A 17,542-nucleotide genomic window follows, 5' to 3' on the forward strand; every position below is an offset into this window, starting at 1 on the left:
GGCTGTACAGAACGATTCGGTTCGTTTGAGCGGGCCTCGCTGGACTCCTTACATATCACCATCATCGCGTGTTTATAAGCAAATGCGTTTCAGTGACTTTAGCCATCGATAACGACACTCTTGAATTTGAGATACTCCCTATTTTCAGGAGAACCGGTTATGGATTTCAGCTACCTGAACAAAGTGGAACAACGGGAGAGTCGCTGAGCGGAGGCGGCTCAGTTGACGCTCTTCGAGAGTTCTGCCCCTGCTTTGAACTTCACCGTATCAGACGCCTGCGTCCCCGTAAAGTGGACAAGTCGGCCTTGCTGAGCAATCACCACAGGAACATCATCGTTAGTCCCCTCTTCTTGGGCCTTCGTTCGCCCCGGCCGCTTTCGAACCACTCTGTCATTACCTTGCCCTTCTGAAAGTACACCCTCGGCAACCGCATCCGAAACTGTCCCATCGAACAGTCGCGAGCCGCGCCGCTCTCGGTCTCCCGACAGGCTGCGGGCCATCACGTCACCGTACCCATCTCCATCCAAATCACCAGCCCCAACACCGATGACTTCCGTCGGGCCCTCCACATTTACGAGTGTGACCGAATTCTCGTAGAGACTGCCATCGTCGATGACCCACCCACCCGTGTAGATGTACTGGTCAGCGTGCTTACAGCGGCGCACGTACAACAGCGCAGGGAACGGTATCGGACAGTCCGGCGGCGCGACCATAATCGGGCACACAAGCGTCGACGTGGTCGAACTCTCACCAGTTTCGGAACCCCACTCGTCGAAGTTAACGGGGTCGAAAGACGACCCATCTGCACTGACCGCGAGAGCTGGTGTCGTCTCCGTAGCCTGCGGTGGGTCGTTCACGGGGCGAACAGTGATTCTCCCGTCGACTACGTGCGCTTCGAGGTGAACTCCCGTGTCAACTGGTCCAGAGAGGGCAGACTGGAACACGTCCGAGTTGTAGAGCGGGGACTCGTCGTCGCCACCGGGGTTCATGAGTGAGCCACGGTGAATCGCGTTCTCACCGCCTCGCGCGTCCCCCTCGTAGATGGGGCTGCTGGACGACCGCTTAGAGTCCCCCCACGCGTAGACGTGCCCGTCGTCGTCGGCTCGCCCAGTCACGTACTCGATGATGTGACGAGGCAAGAGATAATCGCCGATGATGATGTCGTTACCCCCGCCGGAGAGACGGGCGTCAGGGACCGTGATGGTGAACTGCTCGCTGAGTATGGGTTCGCCAGCGAGGTACTCGTACAGTCCTTTGATATCGTCCTCGTTGGCTTCACGCATCAGGCCCATGTCCCGACCTTCCTCAAGGAGGATTTCTCCGGTCCCTTCTGAGGCGCTTGTATCTTTCAAGGATGATTCGAGCAGGTCAATGTCACCTTCAACAATTGTTTTGACTTTTTCGACGGCTTCGGCAGCACTGTCCCACTCGCCGTTTTCGATGTGCTCGGCGGCCTGCTGAGTCAGACTCCATCTGTCGTCTGCGTGATTCCGTACAGTCACGCAAACATCATCAGCGCAGCGTTCGAGCGTGGCCTGTATGTCTTCGATGGTGTCGCCCATGTCTGCGAGGCCGCGAGGTCCTTTGCGTGCAGAGCGCTTACTGATTGAGTCGGCTGCTGCTTTCGTCTGAGAGAGCAGTTGGTTCTCTAGGTTCAGAGCTTTCGAGCGGAGTTCGACTGTGTCGTCGACTCCGTCGTCGTCCGAGTCGGCGTCGCCCGGTCCGCGGATTTTCGATTTGTTGCTCCGACTATTGTTGTAGTTGGCCCGGTTGCTTCCACTATCGTCGTCTCCGTCGTAGTCGAAGCAACAGGTGGCTGCGATAGCGGTTGCGGTTACCCACGCTTCGAGTTCGATTTCGTCGGAGACGGGTCCGACATCTGCGGAGACAGTCGGGGCCAATTTGTACACGGTGGGTTCACCTGCAGGTGATGGGCCCGTGTACTCGCCCATGCCTGCGAACGGTGCTGCTGGGGATGCACCCATGTTAGTCGTCGCGCTCGCGACTCTATCGAGGCAGCCACTGAGCGCACCGACGGCTACGAGCCCGCTTGCAGTGAGTATCTGCCGACGGCTGGTTCCAGCAGCCACCAAATCTCGCTCTGAACGATACGGTCTTTCTGGGTCCATCTATGGGTGGTAGATGGTCCCACACTTCATAACTATTCTTATAAAAATATCCTTATGTATTTGGGTAGGCTTCTCCCTCGATAGCCAACGATCCGTTATATCGGGGCTTGGGAAAGTCCCAACATCTCTCGGTTCCTGGCGTCTGAATGCTCCAAACCTGCCCCGCTTCGTCGAATTGTGTTGCGAATCTCCCCTCGCTGAGCAACGTGGAGCAGCGGGAGAGTGGGTAGCCGGATATTCGATGATTTTCGACGCATTCGATGTCGGTCCCGTCGGGCGCTCGCTCGTCCCCGACCCGAATGAAGAACACCAAATCCGGGGCGAGGAATCGTCCGGTACGCCAACACGGTTCAACACGTGCCTTCCAGGGGTGATCCGCTCCTGAACGGTGTCTACTCGTCCCATTCATTTCAGCGATAGCGGGCTCCAGGCATCCTCCGCAGTCAGTTCCCGAATAGCCAGTCGAGAAGCCATCGCTCACACCAGCGATACCGAGTGTTGGATGTTTAATTGCGCAGATAATTGCCCCCACGTCGTTCGTTTCGACGCGTTGCTCGGCATCGGCAGGGGCTGGCCGATTGCCCACGCTTCGAGGAACGTTTCGCCATCCCGCCGTGCCGCATCGAGAATCGCGTGGCGAGTCTCTCCGAACCCCTCGGGAACGCCAGCGAACACGACGAATACGTCACTGTCGGCGGGGCCGACCCAGAGGCTTGCTCGGGCGTCTTCGTCGAGGACAACGGATCACACATCCCCCAGAGCGAGGCCGAGCAAGTGTTCCATCTCGACTACAGCTCGGCCGTGACCGGGACTGGCTACGACGTGTCCATCGTCCAGCCGGTTGCGGACGCCCGTTCATAGAGGGGCATGAAATTATACCGATGATTCCAAAACAGAGACCTATGACCGAACCTGTGTTCGACTATAGCGCGGGCGCGCCCTGGGTCGTCAACGACGCAGTGCTGAACGAGCTGGAGAACGCGTTAGAAACGGTGGATGCCGGGGCTGCGTCCGACGCACTCACCGAGGAAACTGTGCGTCAGTTCCGACATTCCACGTCGTTCAGACAGACGTTTCGTGATGCGTTCGACGAAGCGGGGGTCAGCCTGGCGAGTGTGACGCTGCTCAGCAGTGATCCTGGACTGTCCTACCGAGACGGCCTCCTCCGAGACCTCGAGCGATGGACGGCGAAATTCGACAGCGCTGGGTGGCTGCAGAAAGTCACCTCACCTGAACAGGCTCGAGGAGTCGCGCGGAACGACGAGGTCGGGATCGTCCTGAATACGCAGAACCTCGGCGAGGCGATCGAGGGCGATATCGAGAAAGTCGAGCAGCTCTACAACGCCGGCGTCCGCATCATGCAACTTACGTACAACTCACAGAACCTCGTGGGAACGGGATGTACTGACCGGTCCGACGGTGGGCTGTCCAATCACGGACTCACCGTGGTCGAACGGATGAACGACCTCGACGCGATTGTCGATCTATCTCACTGCGGCAAGCAAACCACCCTCGACGGGATCGAGCACTCCGAATCGCCGGTCGCAATCACCCACTCGTGCTGTGAGACCGTCTACGAACACGACAGAGCCAAATCTGACGAGGAGCTCGAAGCACTCGCCGACGTAGATGGCTACATGGGCATCGTCGCGGTGCCCTTTTTCCTCACTGAGAAACAGGACTCCTACGACTTCGATATCTTCTTCGATCACCTCGAACACGCGGTATCCATTCTGGGCCCCGATCGGGTCGGCATCGGCTCCGATTTCAGTTCGGTCGACGCGGACTATCCGAGCCAACTCCGCGACGGCATGATGGAGGTGCTCGAATCGGTCGGCTTCCGCGAGGAACACGAAGTCGAACTTGGCGAAGGATTCGGCCCGATGCAGCGCTACACTGACTGGAACGTCATTCGCCGTGGCCTGGAAGAACGGTTCACTGAATCGGAGGTAGAGGGGATGCTCGGTGGGAACTTCCTCGACTTCTGGGAGCGGGTTGAGCGAGGGAACTGAGGACTATCTGTCGGTTATCCTCCGAGAAGGGAAGTGGAGACCGAGGAATGTTGAAGCAGGGTCGTTCCGCTTTGGGCCACTCTCTGCTTCAAATTCTACCGCCGACACGTTGCAGCCGCTCGCAAAATAGCTCGCAGTAGTAGAAGTGGGGACGGAGGGATTTGAACCCCCGATCGACTGATATCTCCGGTGCGCCTCGGTCCTCCAGAGGGTCGTCATCGCCGGCGATGATCAGTCGCCGACTCGGTATATCAGCTGGAGTTCGTCACCGGGCGCGTGGCCTCTGGAGTCAGTCGCCATCCCGGGCTTGGCCACGTCCCCTTGCGCTTCTGGCTACACCACTACGGCGTAAAGGGATTTCGGTCCGGGTCAGTCCCGGTCGACCTCGGCCCAATCACACTCCTGACATTTGTACGCCGTCACGAACGACGTCACGCTCGGCATGTAGCCGACGCTGATGACGTCGCCGTCACACTCCGGGCACGCTCGGTCGGCGTCCTCGATGGGTTCGGCCTCCAGTACTTTCTCGCCCTCGACCATCTCTGCCAGTGATTCGGGCGTCACCATGCGACCCTGCACGACGCGATTGCTCATACTGGTCGCTGGAACCCGATGCTGTAAGCCCTGTCGGTCGAGACTGGTGGTGACGGTTGGCACAGCGTCCGCAAGCCCACAGTGTTATTGCCCTCCACATCCTTTTATTTAGTATGGGATTTGGTAGCTACGACGAATCCGAGCAGGAGAACCAGAACCTCGACGAGGACGACGAGAAGGAGGGGGTCGATGTGGACGGTGGAGAGGAGGGCAACCTCTCGTTCGAGTCCACTGAGTCGACAGACGAGCTCGTCGGCAAGCTCGAGCAGATGCGCGATGACGACGAAGACGACGAGTAACTCCGGAGACGGCATCGGTTGTTATTCCGTGTTTATCACAGCTGTCAGGGAGCGCCCGCTCGGTACAACACTCAACCTGTAGGAACGTTTATCCCGAATCGTCTGCAGCCCTATCACATGGATCGGGAGACGAGCCGACGGGCCGTGATCGGCCTGTTCCTCGGCGGCGGCGCGGCTGGCACTGTCGCGGACCCCAGCGGCTATCTCTCCCGCTTCGCACCACTTTCGGGCGGATTCTGGGAAACCGCCGACGGCGAACTGCCGGACAGTGTCGAGAGCCAGTTCGGCGCGGCGACGCTGCGTTACGACGACGAACACGTCGCACACGTCGAGGGGGAGACGGAGGCCGCCGCGGCGTTCGCCGCCGGCTACGCGCAGGCGGCTGACCGGCTGTTCCAGATGGACCTCCAGCGCCGCGTGATGCGCGGAGAGCTCTCGGCCGTGTTCGGCGAGCGTGCGCTCGGGTCTGATCGCTTTCACGTCCGGATGGATTTTCTCGGTGCCGCCCGGGCAACTTGGGCGGAGCTCCGGGGAACCGAAACGGGCGAACTCGTGGAGGCGTTCGCGGCCGGCGTCAACCAGCATCTGGACGACCTGCCACCGGAGTTCGAACTGGTCGACTACGAGCCTGCCCCCTGGCAGCCGGTCGACACGATGCTCGCCGAGAAACAGATCTCGTGGGGGCTCACGGGGAGCTTCCGCACGCTCCGGAAAGAGACGCTCGCGGCGGCGATGGGGACGGACGCCGCGGACACGCTCATGCCCCGGCTGCTCGACCACGACGCCGTCATTTTCGGCCGGGAACGGAGGGCCGGTGGGTCGGCCGCTGCTCGTTCGAATCCGGACCCAGTCGACCCTGACCCGCGACCGACTGACCCGGTGCTCGAACAGTGGCTCTCGGGGTTCGCGTCTTCACCGGATGTCGGGTCGAACTCCTGGGTCGTGGGTGGCGAGTACACCGAGAGCGGCCGGCCAACGATGGCCAACGACCCCCACCTCTCGCTGATGGCGCCGCCGGTCTGGTACGAGCAGAGCATCCACGCCCCCGGTCTCGACGCCCGCGGCGTCACGTTTCCGGGCGTCCCCTTCGTCGTCATCGGCGAGAATGCCGGTGGTGCGTGGGGGTTCACGAACGCTGGCGCCGACGTTATCGATTTCTACGAGTACGAGTTTCGGGGTGAGGGCGAGAGCCGCCAGTACCGGTACGGAGACGGGTGGCGAGACGTCGAGCGCGTTCCCCGCACCATCACCGTCGCCGACGGCGAGGACCGCGACGTGGTCGTCGAACGAACGACCCACGGTGTCCTTCTCGGCGCAGAGAGTGACGGCGACGAACTCCGGACGGAGGTTGGCGTGGCGTGGACCGGCCACACGGCGACTCGAACGACCGAGAGCGTGCGGGCGATGAACCGGAGCGAGAGCACTGACGCCTTCGAAGCGGCGCTCCGGACGTTCGACCTGCCCACCCAATGCTGTGTCTACGCCGGCCGCGACGGCGAGACGCTCTTCAGAGTGATCGGGAAGGTCCCGATCCGCCGGACTGACGGCGAGATGGTACGTGGCACCCGCACGTTCGACGGCTCCGCGATGGACGGCGAGTGGAACGGGTTCACTCCCTTCGGGGCCTCTGACTGGGACGCCGAATCAGGTGCCGGCGGCGAGGGACGTGGCTTCATCCCGTTCGAGGAGATGCCTGCAGTCCGGAACCCCGGCTACCTCGGGACTGCAAACCAGCGTGTCGTCGACCCCGAGGCATACCCGTACTACCTCTCGGAGGGGTATGCGACACCGTTCCGCGGGATGCGGCTCTGGGAACGGCTCGAGGACCGCGCCGCGGGTGCGGACCCTGTCACCCACGAGTTCATGCAGGAGCTACAGGATGACGTGTACAGCGTCCGCGCCGAACGGTTCGTGCCGCTGCTGCTGGAGGCCTCTGCCGTCGCCGAGGGCGAGGTGGCTGCCGCGTTGGAGCGCCTCGCCGACTGGGACTACCGGATGACCCGCGACTCCGAAGCGGCGCTCGTGTTCAGTCGCTTCCTGCCGCACTACCGTGACGTGGTGTTCCGCCCGCGGCTCGAAGCTGCGGGGCTCGACGAACGTCGTGACCCTTCGGCGTATTTCGGCAACGACTGGGTGCTCGCCGGCCTCGACCAGGACGGGGCATGGTTCCCCGATGGCCGGAATGCAGCCGTCACCAGGGCGCTCTCTCGGGCGCTGGAGGAACTAGACTCGGCGGGCTGGGAGACGTACGGAGACTACAACGTCACGGCTATCGACCACCCATTCGACCGGGGATTTCTGAACTACCCGCGCTATCCGACCGACGGCTCCGGGGCGACGCTCAACAACTTCCGCAAAGAATCCAGCGCCGGAAGCAGTTGGCGGCAGGTCTGCCCCCAGAACGATACCGAGTCGGCCTGCATCCTCCCAGGGGGCAACGACGGCTCCGCGTTCTCGGACGACTACGCCGACCAACTCCACCGCTGGGCGGAGACGGCGTACAAACCAATGGGGCTCGGTCCGGACGGCGAGGTCGCCGTCGAGTTCGGGGGTGACCGCTGATGAGCGATGCCAGAGGCGACGGCGACGAGTCCGAAGCTCCCCGCCCCGCGGAGCTCCGAGAAACCTTGCAGTGGCTCCGGAACACCCCGTCCCGCCGCCGGTGGGCCACGAACGTGGCCATCTTCGCCGGGCTGGCGTTCGCGGTAGTCCACCCGATCGGGCTGCTGGTCGGCGGTGCGCTCACGGCGCTCCCACAGCGACGACTGTCGACCGGACTGCTCGGCGGATTGGGCTTCGGTCTGTTCACACTGGCGGTGTTCGGCGCGAGGCTCGCAGTTCAGGGTGCTCTCGGGACCGCAATCGCGACCGGAGAAATCGTCGCAGTCGCCGTCGCGACCGCACTCGTGCTCCCGCTTCTGGGGAGCCTCACTCGTGGACTGGTGTAGCCACGTCCCTCCTCAGAGCTGTTCTTTCAGAAAACGCCCGAACTCGCCAGAGTCCTCCACCTCCTCTCTGAGCACGCCCAGCGCGCGCCGGAGCGAGCCGTGCTCGGCGAGATAGGTGACGCCGACGGCGGATTTGATTGCGTTGGCCACCGGGCCGGTGAACACCTCCGGTCCGATCTGGGCGACGGCATCGTCGCCGACGGAGACGAGCCACCCCGGAGACTCCCAGTTCCACTGCTCGAAGTTGACGAACCCGGTACCCCCCGCCTCGATAGCGGCGAGCACGTTCCTCGCGGCCGTCTCCGTCGCACGCACGGCCGCGGCAGCGCTCGCAGGCACGGGCTCGCCGTCAGCGTCGATGATGCGTGCTGCGTCGCCGAGCGCGAACGTCCGGCTGTCCAGTCGCAGGTCACCCCGAACCTTCGGCCGCTTGCCGTCCAGCGCCTCGCCGCCGCGGATGCCGCCGGTCCAGATGAACTGATCGTACTGCAGCACTTCGCCCTGCTTCACCGTGATTTCCTGTCCGTCGGCCGCGGTGACTGTGCTCCCGGTTCGAACGTCGACATCGTTCTCCTCGAGTGTCGTTCGCGCCGCTCGCTGGAAATGTTCGGGGAAGTTCGGCGCCACGGTGTCCATCTGCTCCAGCAGCAGGATGTCGATAGCCGCTCCGGCATCGTGTTCTCGCGCCATCGTCGCCATCTCGCCGGCAACCTGGATGCCTGAGAGCCCGGCGCCCGCGATGACCACCGTGCCGTGTTCCGGGTCGGCGCAGGTCGCCGGGTCGCCGTGGCCGTACTGGTCGATGACGCCCTGGAACTCCTGACGAATGGTCGCGGCGTGTTCCAGGCGCTTCAGCGGCGTGGCGTGCTCCTCGACGCCCGGGATTCCGTAGTAGGCCGTCTCAGAGCCCAGCGCGACCACACAGTAATCGTATTCGAGCGTCTCGCCGTCGGCGAGCGACACCGTCCGACTCGGTCGGTCGACAGCTGTCACCCGGGCCTCCCGAACCGTCGCCCAGTCGGTGAGTTCCGTGAGTGGGATCGCGATCTTGTCGACGTATCTCGGGTTCCGTACCGCCCGGTGGAGTTCCTGTTGTACCAGGTGCTCGCCCGTGTCGTCCACGAGTTCGAGCGTCGCCTCTGCAGGGAGCCGCCGCTCGAGTTTCTTGGTCACGAGAAGGCCGGCGTAGCCGCCACCGAGCACGAGAACATCCATACGGATATTACTCGCCGCGTGGTGAAAACGGTGTTCAAGGGGGCATTCGCTTTCGAACTGCCTGCGGCGGCTCGCTGGCCGGACTACGACACGCCTTCGCTCGCGGTGAACGCTTCGTGAGCGCCGTCGTCGATGACTGCCTGGAGCGCGTTGGCGACGTCGTAGACGTCCTCGAAGCCGACGTACAGCGGCGCCGGACAGATTCTGACGACGTTCGGCGGCCGGTAGTCGACGACGACGCCGCGCTCACGCAGCGCCTGGCTCACCCGGTCCGCGTCCGGATGCTCGACGGCGACGTGGCCGCCGCGGCGTTCGTCGGCTCGTGGCGTTCCGATCCGGTACCCGTAGCCCGCGTCGGCGAGCTCCTCGACAAGCGTCCGCAGCAACGTGGTCAGTTCGAGGGATTTCTCTCGAACTCGCTCGATACCGGCCTCGTCGAGCAGGTCCAGCGAGCCTTCCAGCGGCGCCGCTGAGAGCATCGGAACCGTGCCGATCTGCCACGCCCCGGCCGACTGCTCGGGGCTGTACTCCATCGCGAGGTCGAACTGGCTCTCCTTCTCGTTGCCCCACCAGCCCGGCAGCGCCGGGGTCAGTCCGTGGTGGCGCTCGTTCACGTAGAGTCCGGCGATGGCGCCCGGTCCGGCGTTGAGATACTTGTAGGAACACCAGACCGCGAAATCCACGCCCGCCTCGGAGAACGCATGTGGCACTGCGCCGACAGAGTGGGCGGCGTCGAACCCCGCCAGGGCGCCGTGGTCGTGGGCGAGGTCGGTCAGATGCGCGACGTCGAACAGCTGTCCCGAGCGGTAGAGCGCCGTGGGCATGAACAGAATCCCCACGTCCTCGTCCATCGCCGCCGCGATATCCTCGGCGTCGATGGTGCGGCCGTCCCGGCTCTCGACCAGTCGAAGATGGTCGTCGGGGTCGAGGCCGCGCTGCTCGAACTGCGCACGAATCGCGTAGTGGTCGGTCGGAAAGTCGAGTTCGTTGGCGACGACGACGGTCCCCGAGGCTGCAACTGGCGAGTCCTCGACTGCGCCGGGCGTGTCGGCGACGTGGTCCAGAAACGTCCCGATGAGGGTGTGGATGTTCACGGTGGTCGAGTTGGCGATGACCACCTCCTCGGCGTCGGCGCCGACGTAGGGCGCGAGCCGCTCGCCGAGATACTCGGCGTAGCCCCACCAGGGCTGTTCGCCCTCGGTCCAGCCCTCGATACCGCGCTCGCGCCACTCGTCGACAACCCGGTCGAGCGTGCGTTCGGCGTCGGTCGAAATCGGGCCCAGCGAGTTCCCGTCCATATACTGCTCGCCCGGGACGTCGAACCGCTGACGGAACTCGGCAAGCGGGTCCTGCTCGTCGCGGGCGGCGGCGGCCGCACGGGTTACGGAGAAGACGCTCATAGAGACGGGTAGGCGCGAGCTGTCAAAGGCGTTCCCACGTCCCTCGCCCACGAGAGCCGCCTCAGTCGGTGAGCGTCCCGGCCCGCGAGGCGACAACCAGACAGCCGGCAGAGAGGCCGACGCTCAGGACCACCGTCGAAATGAGCGCGAGTCGGACCGCGTCCTCGAACCCGAGCGCGGCCGTTCCGAGTGCGATGACCCCCGCAGTCAACACGGGGCCGAGTGTGCTCCCGAGCCGGCCCACGGATTCACCGAGCGAGACGACCGTTCCCCGGACCGCGGCTGGCGAGCGAGTGGTGATGGTGCTGCGGTAGAGCGAGAGCACGATGGAGAAGGCGGCGCCGAACACCGCCGAGCCGATGCCCGCGACAAGGAGCGAGGGGGCAAGCGCGATGACGGCGACGCCGACGCCCGCGACGGCGCCAGTTCCGACCATCGGCGCGAACCGGGAGTCGCTGGCGGCGCTGAGCCGGCCGACCTGCGTGCTCCCGACACCGGCAGTGGCGCTGGCCACCGCGACGAGCGCGCCCGCGCCCGCAGGCGTCCCGCCCAGCAGGCGCACGACGATAACCGAGGCGTAGCTGAGGAAGGCGAACCAGAGCAGGCCGGGCGTCCCTCGCCCGACGAGCAGAGCGATGAGTCCGGGTCGCTGGAGCAGCTCCCGGAGCACGGGTTCGTTCCCGCCGCCGGCAGCCTCACCAGCATCCGACTCGCCGGTCGATTCCTCAGTCTCACCGCCATCAGTACGCGCTTCGGTCTCGCTGCGCTCCGTGGTCGGCTCGTTCATGAACAGCCAGACCGCGCCCGCGACGGGGAGTGTGGCAGCGAAGAGAAAGAGCGGCGCGCGCCAGGAGACCCCGACGAGGATGCCGGCGAGCAGCGGGAACCCGCCCAGTGCGATGCTGACGACGGTGAACCGAACCCCCTGTGCTGTCGCCTCGCGGTCGCCCGAGAAGATGTCGCCGACGCTGGTGATCAGCACCGGGCCGATACCGCAGTAGCCGACCCCCTGGAGCGCGCGGAGCGCGAGTGCGACGCGGAAATCCGTCGTCAGCGGGAGCCCGATCCCTGCGAGACCGACGAGCGCCAGCCCAGCAGCGAGCACGGGCCGCCGGCCGATACGGTCCGAAAGCAGGCCGACGAGTGGAATGAGGACGATCGCCGGCGCGGTGTAGACCGCCATGAACAGCGAGATGCGGGCAGCGTCCACGCCGTACGGACTGGCAAGCGTATCGAGAACCGGTGAGACGGCCGACCCGCCGATCGGGGACATGAGGCTCCCCAGCAGCAGGAGCTGGAAGTTCCGGTTCTCCAGCACGTCGGCGTCCTCGCCGAGCATGGCGCCCAGTCGTGACACGCGCAACGCTGGGAGGGACGGGAATATGTGGGTTGCGAAGCCGGCCAGTGACGCGCTACTCTCCGGCGAGGTCCGCGTACGCGTCCCAGGAGGGGTCCCGGGGTGGGTCTGTCCACTCCTCGCCACGGAAGGAAACACCACTCCCGTCGGCCACATCGCCGGCGACGCCGACCGGCGTGCCTCGCGCCTCGAGCGCCGTGATGACCGTCTCCGAGTCCTCGGGGGCCACGGCAATGACCAGCGTTCCGGCGGTGGTCACCGCCCACGGGTCGACGCCGAGCGCGTCACAGACCGGTTCGACACCTGGTCGTATCGGGATATCGTCCGCCGTCACCTCGAACCGCACGCCCGCGCTCGCGGCCATCTCGCTGAACGCGCCCAGCAGCCCGCCTTCGGTCGCGTCGTGCATCGCTGTCACGTGGCCGACTTCGGCTGCGGTGACGGCGTCGCGGACCAGTCGAACCTCCTCCAGGCGCTGGGCGGCTTCGGCGACGGTGTCGGCGTCGAGTCCACGCTCGCCCAACTCCTCGGGGTAGAGCGAGGCGAACAGCCCGGTCGTTTCGACGGCCGGGCCGCGCGTGACGAGCAGGCGGTCGCCCGGCCGCGCGCCGTCGGGTCTGACGACGTTGCCGGGGTCACAGACGGCCATCGCGGTCGCGGCACCGACCCAAGGGTACGACGAGCCGGGATACTGGGCGGTATGCCCTGTGACGATGCTGGTCCCAAGCGCTCGGCACTCCTCGTCGATGGCGCCCCAGAGCGCGTCGAACTGCTCGGTCGTCGTCGACTCCGGCAGTGCGAGCGAGATGGCGAGATGGGTCGGGAGATGGCCACTTACTGCGACATCCGACAGCACGATGTGGAGCGCGAATCGCCCTGCGCGCCCGAATCCCAGCCCCGGGAGAACCGAGATCGGGTCGGTGGCGAGTGCCAGCCCCGTTTCACCGAGGTCGAGGGTGGCGAAATCGACGCCGTGAGCCGGTCCCTGCCCCACGTCCTCGCGGGCGGCGCCGAGCCGCGGCGCGACGTGCTGGGCGAAAAACGAGCGATCGACTTTCCCGCGGTCGGTCATGGGGCGGCGTCGGGGTCGCGGCGGCATATTCCTGCCGGGATGGCTCGTCGTGGATGGGTGCATCCGCATTGCTTCGACCGGGCCAAGCGGCGCCAGTCGCGTGGCGGACGGATGCCCGACAGCTACTCGTGGCGCCACTGGCTGTCCCAATGTCGCGAAGGCTACCCGATTCTCGATGCAGATCGCTCAGTACCGCCCCGTCTCTGAGAAAATTCCGCCGTCAGTTTCGGTCGGCGATGCCCCAGAGTTACCGTCTCAGCACAGTTTCTGTTGGCGTGTCCGACGGCGTCGCTCCTGCCCTCGTTGCAGAACGTCTCCGTCTCGAAGGGGCGCACCAGTGTGTCCAGCGTGACGGGGACAGTGCCGCCGCCGCTCGCCAAGAGGTCGACCCGGACGTAGAACGCAACGTCGAACGCCGTCGTCTGATTCTTCTCGAGACGGCTCCCAACCACCGCGGCGACCTTCGGCGTCGACACAGTCGCGCGTTTCCCACCGGGGATGGCTCCGGTCCGGCGCCGCTGGCGCTCGTGGCTATGGGCGACCGCCGACAGCGGGCGATTGGGGGCTTCTAAAGGTCGGTTTGTGCACGGAGACCGAAACGCATGCCGTCCGGCGTCCCCTCCATCAACTGTGACGCGACGGCTCTTCGGGACACTCTGCGGGCTGGTCTTCTTTGTCAACTTCGGACGGGTGGCGTTTGCGCCGCTTGTGGACCCGCTTCAGGCGGCGTTCGGCGTCGGCCCCGCGGCAATCGGGACGGTGACGACGCTCGTCTGGGTGGGCTCGGCGGTGCCGCGGCTTCCCGCGGGCTACCTGCTCACCCGGGTCCGCCGTGAACGAGTCGTACTCGCCACGGGCGGGCTACTCGCTGTCGCCGCGGCCGCCACGGGCGCCGCCGACTCGCTGCTGACGCTACGCATCGGTGGGTTCGTTATCGGCCTCGCCTCGGGGGTCTACTTCGTCGCCGCAATCCCGCTCGTCGGCGAACTGCTCCCGGGCCAGCGCGGGCGGGCGGTCGGTATCCACGGCACGGCGAGCCAACTGGCCGCCGTGCTCGCACCGGGCCTCGTGCTCGTCTTCCTCGCGACGCTCTCCTGGCGGTACACGTTCTGGTTTCTCGCCGTCGCCGCCGGGCTGTCGACGCTGACGCTGGTCCATCTCGTCCGGCGCCACCCTGAGTCGGTTCCCACGCCGCCCGCGGGCGAGCGGAAGTTTACGGCCGCGCTGGGTCACTGGCGAGTCATCGTCGCCGGCACCGCGTTCGTCGCCGGCGCGGGGCTCGTCTGGCAAGGGGTGTTCAACTTCTACGTCCCGTATCTCACTCAGGCGAAGGGGCTGACCCTCTCGACGGCGAACTCGCTGCTCACGTTGGTGTTTACCGCTGGCGTCCCCGCGTTCTGGCTTTCAGGCCGACTGGCCGACCGGTTGCGCCACGTCCCGTATCTGCTCGGTATCAACGCCGGCTTTCTCCTCGCGCTGATCGCCTTGCTTCTGGCCGACTCCCTCGTCGCCATCGCGATCGCGACCGCCCTTCTCGGCCTCGTGATCCACGGGCTGTTCCCGGCCATCGATACATACATGCTCGGGACACTACCTGCGGCTGATCGAACCAGCGCCTACGCGGTGTTCAGCGGCGTCGCACTCCTGCTTGAGTCCATGGGCTCTGGAATCGTGGGTTCGCTCCGCGGTGCGGGATACGCGTTCGATACGGTCTTTTCGGTGGCCGCGGCCGGGCTTGCGGCGCTCATCCTCGTGCTGCTTGCCGTCTGGGTAATCGGGGTGGTGCCGACGGGCTCACCTGCGCCGACGAACTGAAGGCGCCGGTAAATAACGCGGTTATCATCTGTCGGCTCACTCGCTGTACTCCTGCATAAAATGGCCGAAGGGTTTTTACTTTGGATGTGTAACATCTGTTCATGTCCGGCCTACTCCCCTCCGAATCGAGTGCGGTTTCCGCCGGCGAGGCGGATGAGGATGGAGGGACCAGGCTGCTCTGGCTCGACGACGACGAGGCGGAGACGCTCATCGGTTCGCTCTCCTCTGACACCGCCCGCTCGGTGCTCACCGCGCTCCACGAGGAGCCCCGCACCGCCTCCGAACTGGCCGAGGAGGTCGACACGTCGCTCCAGAACGTCCGTCACCACCTGAACAACCTGGCGGAGGCTGACCTGATCGAAGCGACAGAGACCCGCTACTCGGTCAAAGGCCGCGAGATGAAGGTCTACTCGCCGGTCAACGAGTCGCTGGTGGTCTGTGTCGGCGACAGCGAAGAGCGGAGCTCCTTCCTCTCCTCGCTCCGGCAGTTCATCAGTGCCGCGGTGGCGCTCGTCCTCGGCAGTCTCCTGGTCCACTTCGCCTTCGGCGCAGGAACTCCCGGTGTCAGCGGCCCGTCCAGTCCCCGGGTCGCTGATTCTGTCGGCAGTACCGGCGAACTACTCGGGGTGCTCTCACCCGGCGTGGCGTTTCTCGCCGGCGGACTGGTCGTGTTGACCGTCGTTGCCTGGGAGTACCACCGGAACCAGGACTGACCGGACGATGCGCTGGTCCCTGGGGTGGTGGGCGTGAAGAGCCGAACCGGCATCGTGGTGTTCGTGGTCATCATTCTCGTGAGCAGTCTCTCTTTCGCCCTTCCCGGCGCGGGGGCTATCGACGATACCGCACTCGAGAACGTGGAGCGTGGCGAATCGTGGGAACGGACCGGCGGCAGCGAGTGGATACCAGCCGAGAGCCGCTCGAGCGAGCCTACTGCTGGTGACTCCTCGCCGCCGCTCACTCGCCTCGAGTCGCTCCACCGGGCCGGCGTCGACGGTGAGGGGGTTACCGTCGGCGTCATCGGCAACCAGTTCGACGCCAGCCAACGCTCGCTGGGGGAGTCCGTCGTCGAACACCAGCGGTTCGCTAACAAGGGCCCCATCCAGTCCAGCGCCGACACGATGCTCGGCCAGAACACCCACGATACGGCCGTTGCCGAAACCGTCGCCCGGACCGCGCCGGAATCAGCGCTGTATCTGGCGGACGTCGGCCGGGAAACGACGCCGGAGCGCTACGCCGAGGCCGTCGACTGGCTCCTCGAGAAGGACGTGGACGTCGTCGTCGATGCCGCCAGCTACTTCCCGGCCAACGCAGACGGAATGGGCCAACTGAACGACGTCGCCTCTGACGCGACGGAGCAGGGAGTCGTCTTCGTCACCTCTGCGGGGAACTACGCCAACCGTCACTGGGCCGGCACGGCCAGCGGCGACGGCTGGGTGGAGTTCGCCCCCGAAACACCGTACAACGACCTCGGCGACGGGAAACTGGCAGGACACAGCTCCCTGCGGCTCTACTGGGAGGGCGACGCGGATTTCGACCTCTATCTCTACCGAGCCACGACCGGCGAGGACACCCTCGTCGCGAAATCCGCGAGCAACCAGTTCGGGGCAGGCCCTCACTCCGAAGCGATCGACACGACGCTTCCGAGTGGGAACTACTACGTCGCTGTCCGGGGGAGTGGAGTCCCGAACGGGACGGCGCTGGAGCTGTTCGCCGCAAAGCACGCGTTCGCGGAAACGAGTGAGGAGGGCGGGATGGTCGCGCCCGCGACGGCCGAGAGCGTCATCGCCGTGGGCGCCGTCGATAGCGTGAGTGGGGAACCACAGCCCTACAGCTCGTCCGGGCCGAAACTCGATATCTCGGCGCCAGAGGTCGCCCGGACGACCGCCGCGGGCGAACTCAGAGGGAGCTCCGCCGCGGCGCCGCTGGTCGCCGGAACGGTCGCGCTGATGCTGTCGGAGAACGAGCGTCTGACGCCAACCAGGGCCCAGCAGGTGCTCCAGCAGACCGCGACCAGAATGAACGGACAGCTCTATCTCGACACTGCGGGCGCCGTGAAGGCGGTGTCTGACGATGAGCTGACTCCTCTCACCGGGCCGCTCCGTGCAACGTACGGAGACGAGACGTACACGGTCGGTGACGGATTCGAGCCGGTCCCAACGTCTGTAGCGCTGGAAGAGCGTCACTCGGATACCGAGATCGTCGAGGAGAAGACGAACCGGACGCCGCAGGTCGCTCCTGACGGGTCGACGAGAGAGCCGATGCTTTGGACGGGAGACAGTGACTGAGCACACGTCGGTGCAGCAGCGGGTGGCGGAGTACTGGGAGTGGGTCGCCGTCGCGCTGTTCCTGCTGCTCTCGGTCGACTTGCTCACGTCGCTGTACGCTGCGGCGGTCGTCGGCGTCGACGCCGAGGCGAACCCCCTGATGAGGTCTCTGCTTGGTGAGCCACTCGCGGTGCTGTTGGCGGTCCATCTCGGTGTCGTCGTGCTCGCGGTGGGCTTCTTTTACGGGCTGATGCGGACGTACGTGGCGACGCCCGTCCGGTTCCGGCGCCCCTACGGCTATCTGATCGAACTCTGGCTTGGGCTGCTGCTCGCAACTGGTCTCTGGGTGTTCGCGAACAACCTCTCGGTCATTGTGCTGGGGGAGGGGCTCCTCTGACCCGGTGACGAATGGACCAGGGGCTCATAGTGATTACTGC

16 protein-coding genes and 1 tRNA gene are annotated in these 17,542 nt (G+C 65.2%); 9 read left to right on the forward strand and 8 right to left on the reverse strand.

Annotation, left to right across the window (positions count from 1 at the left end):
• Positions 1-218: 218 nt before the first annotated feature.
• Positions 219-1,952, reverse strand: coding sequence for a hypothetical protein (locus V5A38_RS10370; protein WP_332325690.1), 1,734 nt, complete (start codon positions 1,950-1,952; stop codon positions 219-221).
• Between the two features lie 810 nt (positions 1,953-2,762).
• Between V5A38_RS10370 and V5A38_RS10375 the strand changes: the two genes are divergently transcribed.
• The gene (locus V5A38_RS10375; RefSeq protein WP_332325691.1) at positions 2,763-2,990 is read left to right on the forward strand and encodes an ATP-binding protein; all 228 of its coding nucleotides are present in this window, start codon (positions 2,763-2,765) and stop codon (positions 2,988-2,990) included.
• A 41-nt stretch (positions 2,991-3,031) separates the two neighbouring features.
• Positions 3,032-4,141, forward strand: a complete 1,110-nt coding sequence (locus tag V5A38_RS10380; protein ID WP_332325692.1) for a membrane dipeptidase — start codon at positions 3,032-3,034, stop codon at positions 4,139-4,141.
• 146 nt (positions 4,142-4,287) lie between these two features.
• On the opposite strand, the gene V5A38_RS10385 is transcribed toward V5A38_RS10380, so the two are convergent.
• Positions 4,288-4,462, reverse strand: a tRNA-Trp gene (locus tag V5A38_RS10385).
• A 48-nt stretch (positions 4,463-4,510) separates the two neighbouring features.
• Positions 4,511-4,735 (reverse strand): DUF5795 family protein, encoded by a 225-nt coding sequence (locus V5A38_RS10390; protein WP_332325693.1) that lies wholly within the window; start codon positions 4,733-4,735, stop codon positions 4,511-4,513.
• 113 nt (positions 4,736-4,848) lie between these two features.
• On the opposite strand from V5A38_RS10390, the gene V5A38_RS10395 reads away from it, so the two are divergent.
• The 3 genes from V5A38_RS10395 (at position 4,849) to V5A38_RS10405 (ending at position 7,982) form a co-directional block, all read left to right on the forward strand.
• The gene (locus V5A38_RS10395) at positions 4,849-5,034 is read left to right on the forward strand and encodes a DUF5786 family protein (RefSeq protein ID WP_332325694.1); all 186 of its coding nucleotides are present in this window, start codon (positions 4,849-4,851) and stop codon (positions 5,032-5,034) included.
• 117 nt (positions 5,035-5,151) lie between these two features.
• Positions 5,152-7,596 carry a penicillin acylase family protein gene (locus V5A38_RS10400; RefSeq protein WP_332325695.1) on the forward strand — a complete coding sequence of 815 codons (2,445 nt, stop codon included), beginning with the start codon at positions 5,152-5,154 and terminating at the stop codon, positions 7,594-7,596.
• Positions 7,596-7,982 (forward strand): hypothetical protein, encoded by a 387-nt coding sequence (locus tag V5A38_RS10405; RefSeq protein ID WP_332325696.1) that lies wholly within the window; start codon positions 7,596-7,598, stop codon positions 7,980-7,982. Before V5A38_RS10400 ends, V5A38_RS10405 begins: the two co-directional genes overlap by 1 nt.
• Positions 7,983-7,994: 12 nt before the next feature.
• Here the strand turns inward: V5A38_RS10405 and V5A38_RS10410 are convergent, their stop codons facing one another.
• The 5 genes from V5A38_RS10410 to V5A38_RS10430 form a co-directional block, all read right to left on the reverse strand.
• Positions 7,995-9,197, reverse strand: coding sequence for an FAD-dependent oxidoreductase (locus tag V5A38_RS10410; protein WP_332325697.1), 1,203 nt, complete (start codon positions 9,195-9,197; stop codon positions 7,995-7,997).
• 83 nt (positions 9,198-9,280) lie between these two features.
• A complete protein-coding gene (gene kynU, locus V5A38_RS10415) occupies positions 9,281-10,597 on the reverse strand; it encodes a kynureninase (protein WP_332325698.1) in 1,317 nt (438 codons plus the stop codon).
• Between the two features lie 61 nt (positions 10,598-10,658).
• Positions 10,659-11,954, reverse strand: coding sequence for an MFS transporter (locus tag V5A38_RS10420; RefSeq protein ID WP_332325699.1), 1,296 nt, complete (start codon positions 11,952-11,954; stop codon positions 10,659-10,661).
• A 55-nt stretch (positions 11,955-12,009) separates the two neighbouring features.
• On the reverse strand, positions 12,010-13,026 hold the full coding sequence (locus V5A38_RS10425; protein ID WP_332325700.1) for an AIR synthase family protein: 1,017 nt from the start codon (positions 13,024-13,026) through the stop codon (positions 12,010-12,012).
• A 161-nt stretch (positions 13,027-13,187) separates the two neighbouring features.
• On the reverse strand, positions 13,188-13,502 hold the full coding sequence (locus V5A38_RS10430) for a hypothetical protein (RefSeq protein WP_332325701.1): 315 nt from the start codon (positions 13,500-13,502) through the stop codon (positions 13,188-13,190).
• Between the two features lie 154 nt (positions 13,503-13,656).
• Between V5A38_RS10430 and V5A38_RS10435 the strand changes: the two genes are divergently transcribed.
• The 4 genes from V5A38_RS10435 (at position 13,657) to V5A38_RS10450 (ending at position 17,502) form a co-directional block, all read left to right on the forward strand.
• On the forward strand, positions 13,657-14,841 hold the full coding sequence (locus V5A38_RS10435; protein ID WP_332325702.1) for an MFS transporter: 1,185 nt from the start codon (positions 13,657-13,659) through the stop codon (positions 14,839-14,841).
• 101 nt (positions 14,842-14,942) lie between these two features.
• Positions 14,943-15,554 (forward strand): winged helix-turn-helix domain-containing protein, encoded by a 612-nt coding sequence (locus V5A38_RS10440; protein ID WP_332325703.1) that lies wholly within the window; start codon positions 14,943-14,945, stop codon positions 15,552-15,554.
• Positions 15,555-15,587: 33 nt separating this feature from the next.
• Entirely contained in the window at positions 15,588-17,126 is a 1,539-nt protein-coding gene (locus V5A38_RS10445; RefSeq protein WP_332325704.1) for a S8 family serine peptidase, read from the forward strand.
• Positions 17,119-17,502, forward strand: a complete 384-nt coding sequence (locus tag V5A38_RS10450; RefSeq protein WP_332325705.1) for a hypothetical protein — start codon at positions 17,119-17,121, stop codon at positions 17,500-17,502. The genes V5A38_RS10445 and V5A38_RS10450 overlap by 8 nt, the downstream gene beginning before the upstream one ends.
• Positions 17,503-17,542: the final 40 nt, after the last annotated feature.

This window comes from Halolamina sp. (assembly GCF_036626355.1).
In the GTDB taxonomy this organism is placed as follows: Archaea; Halobacteriota; Halobacteria; order Halobacteriales; family Haloferacaceae; genus Halolamina.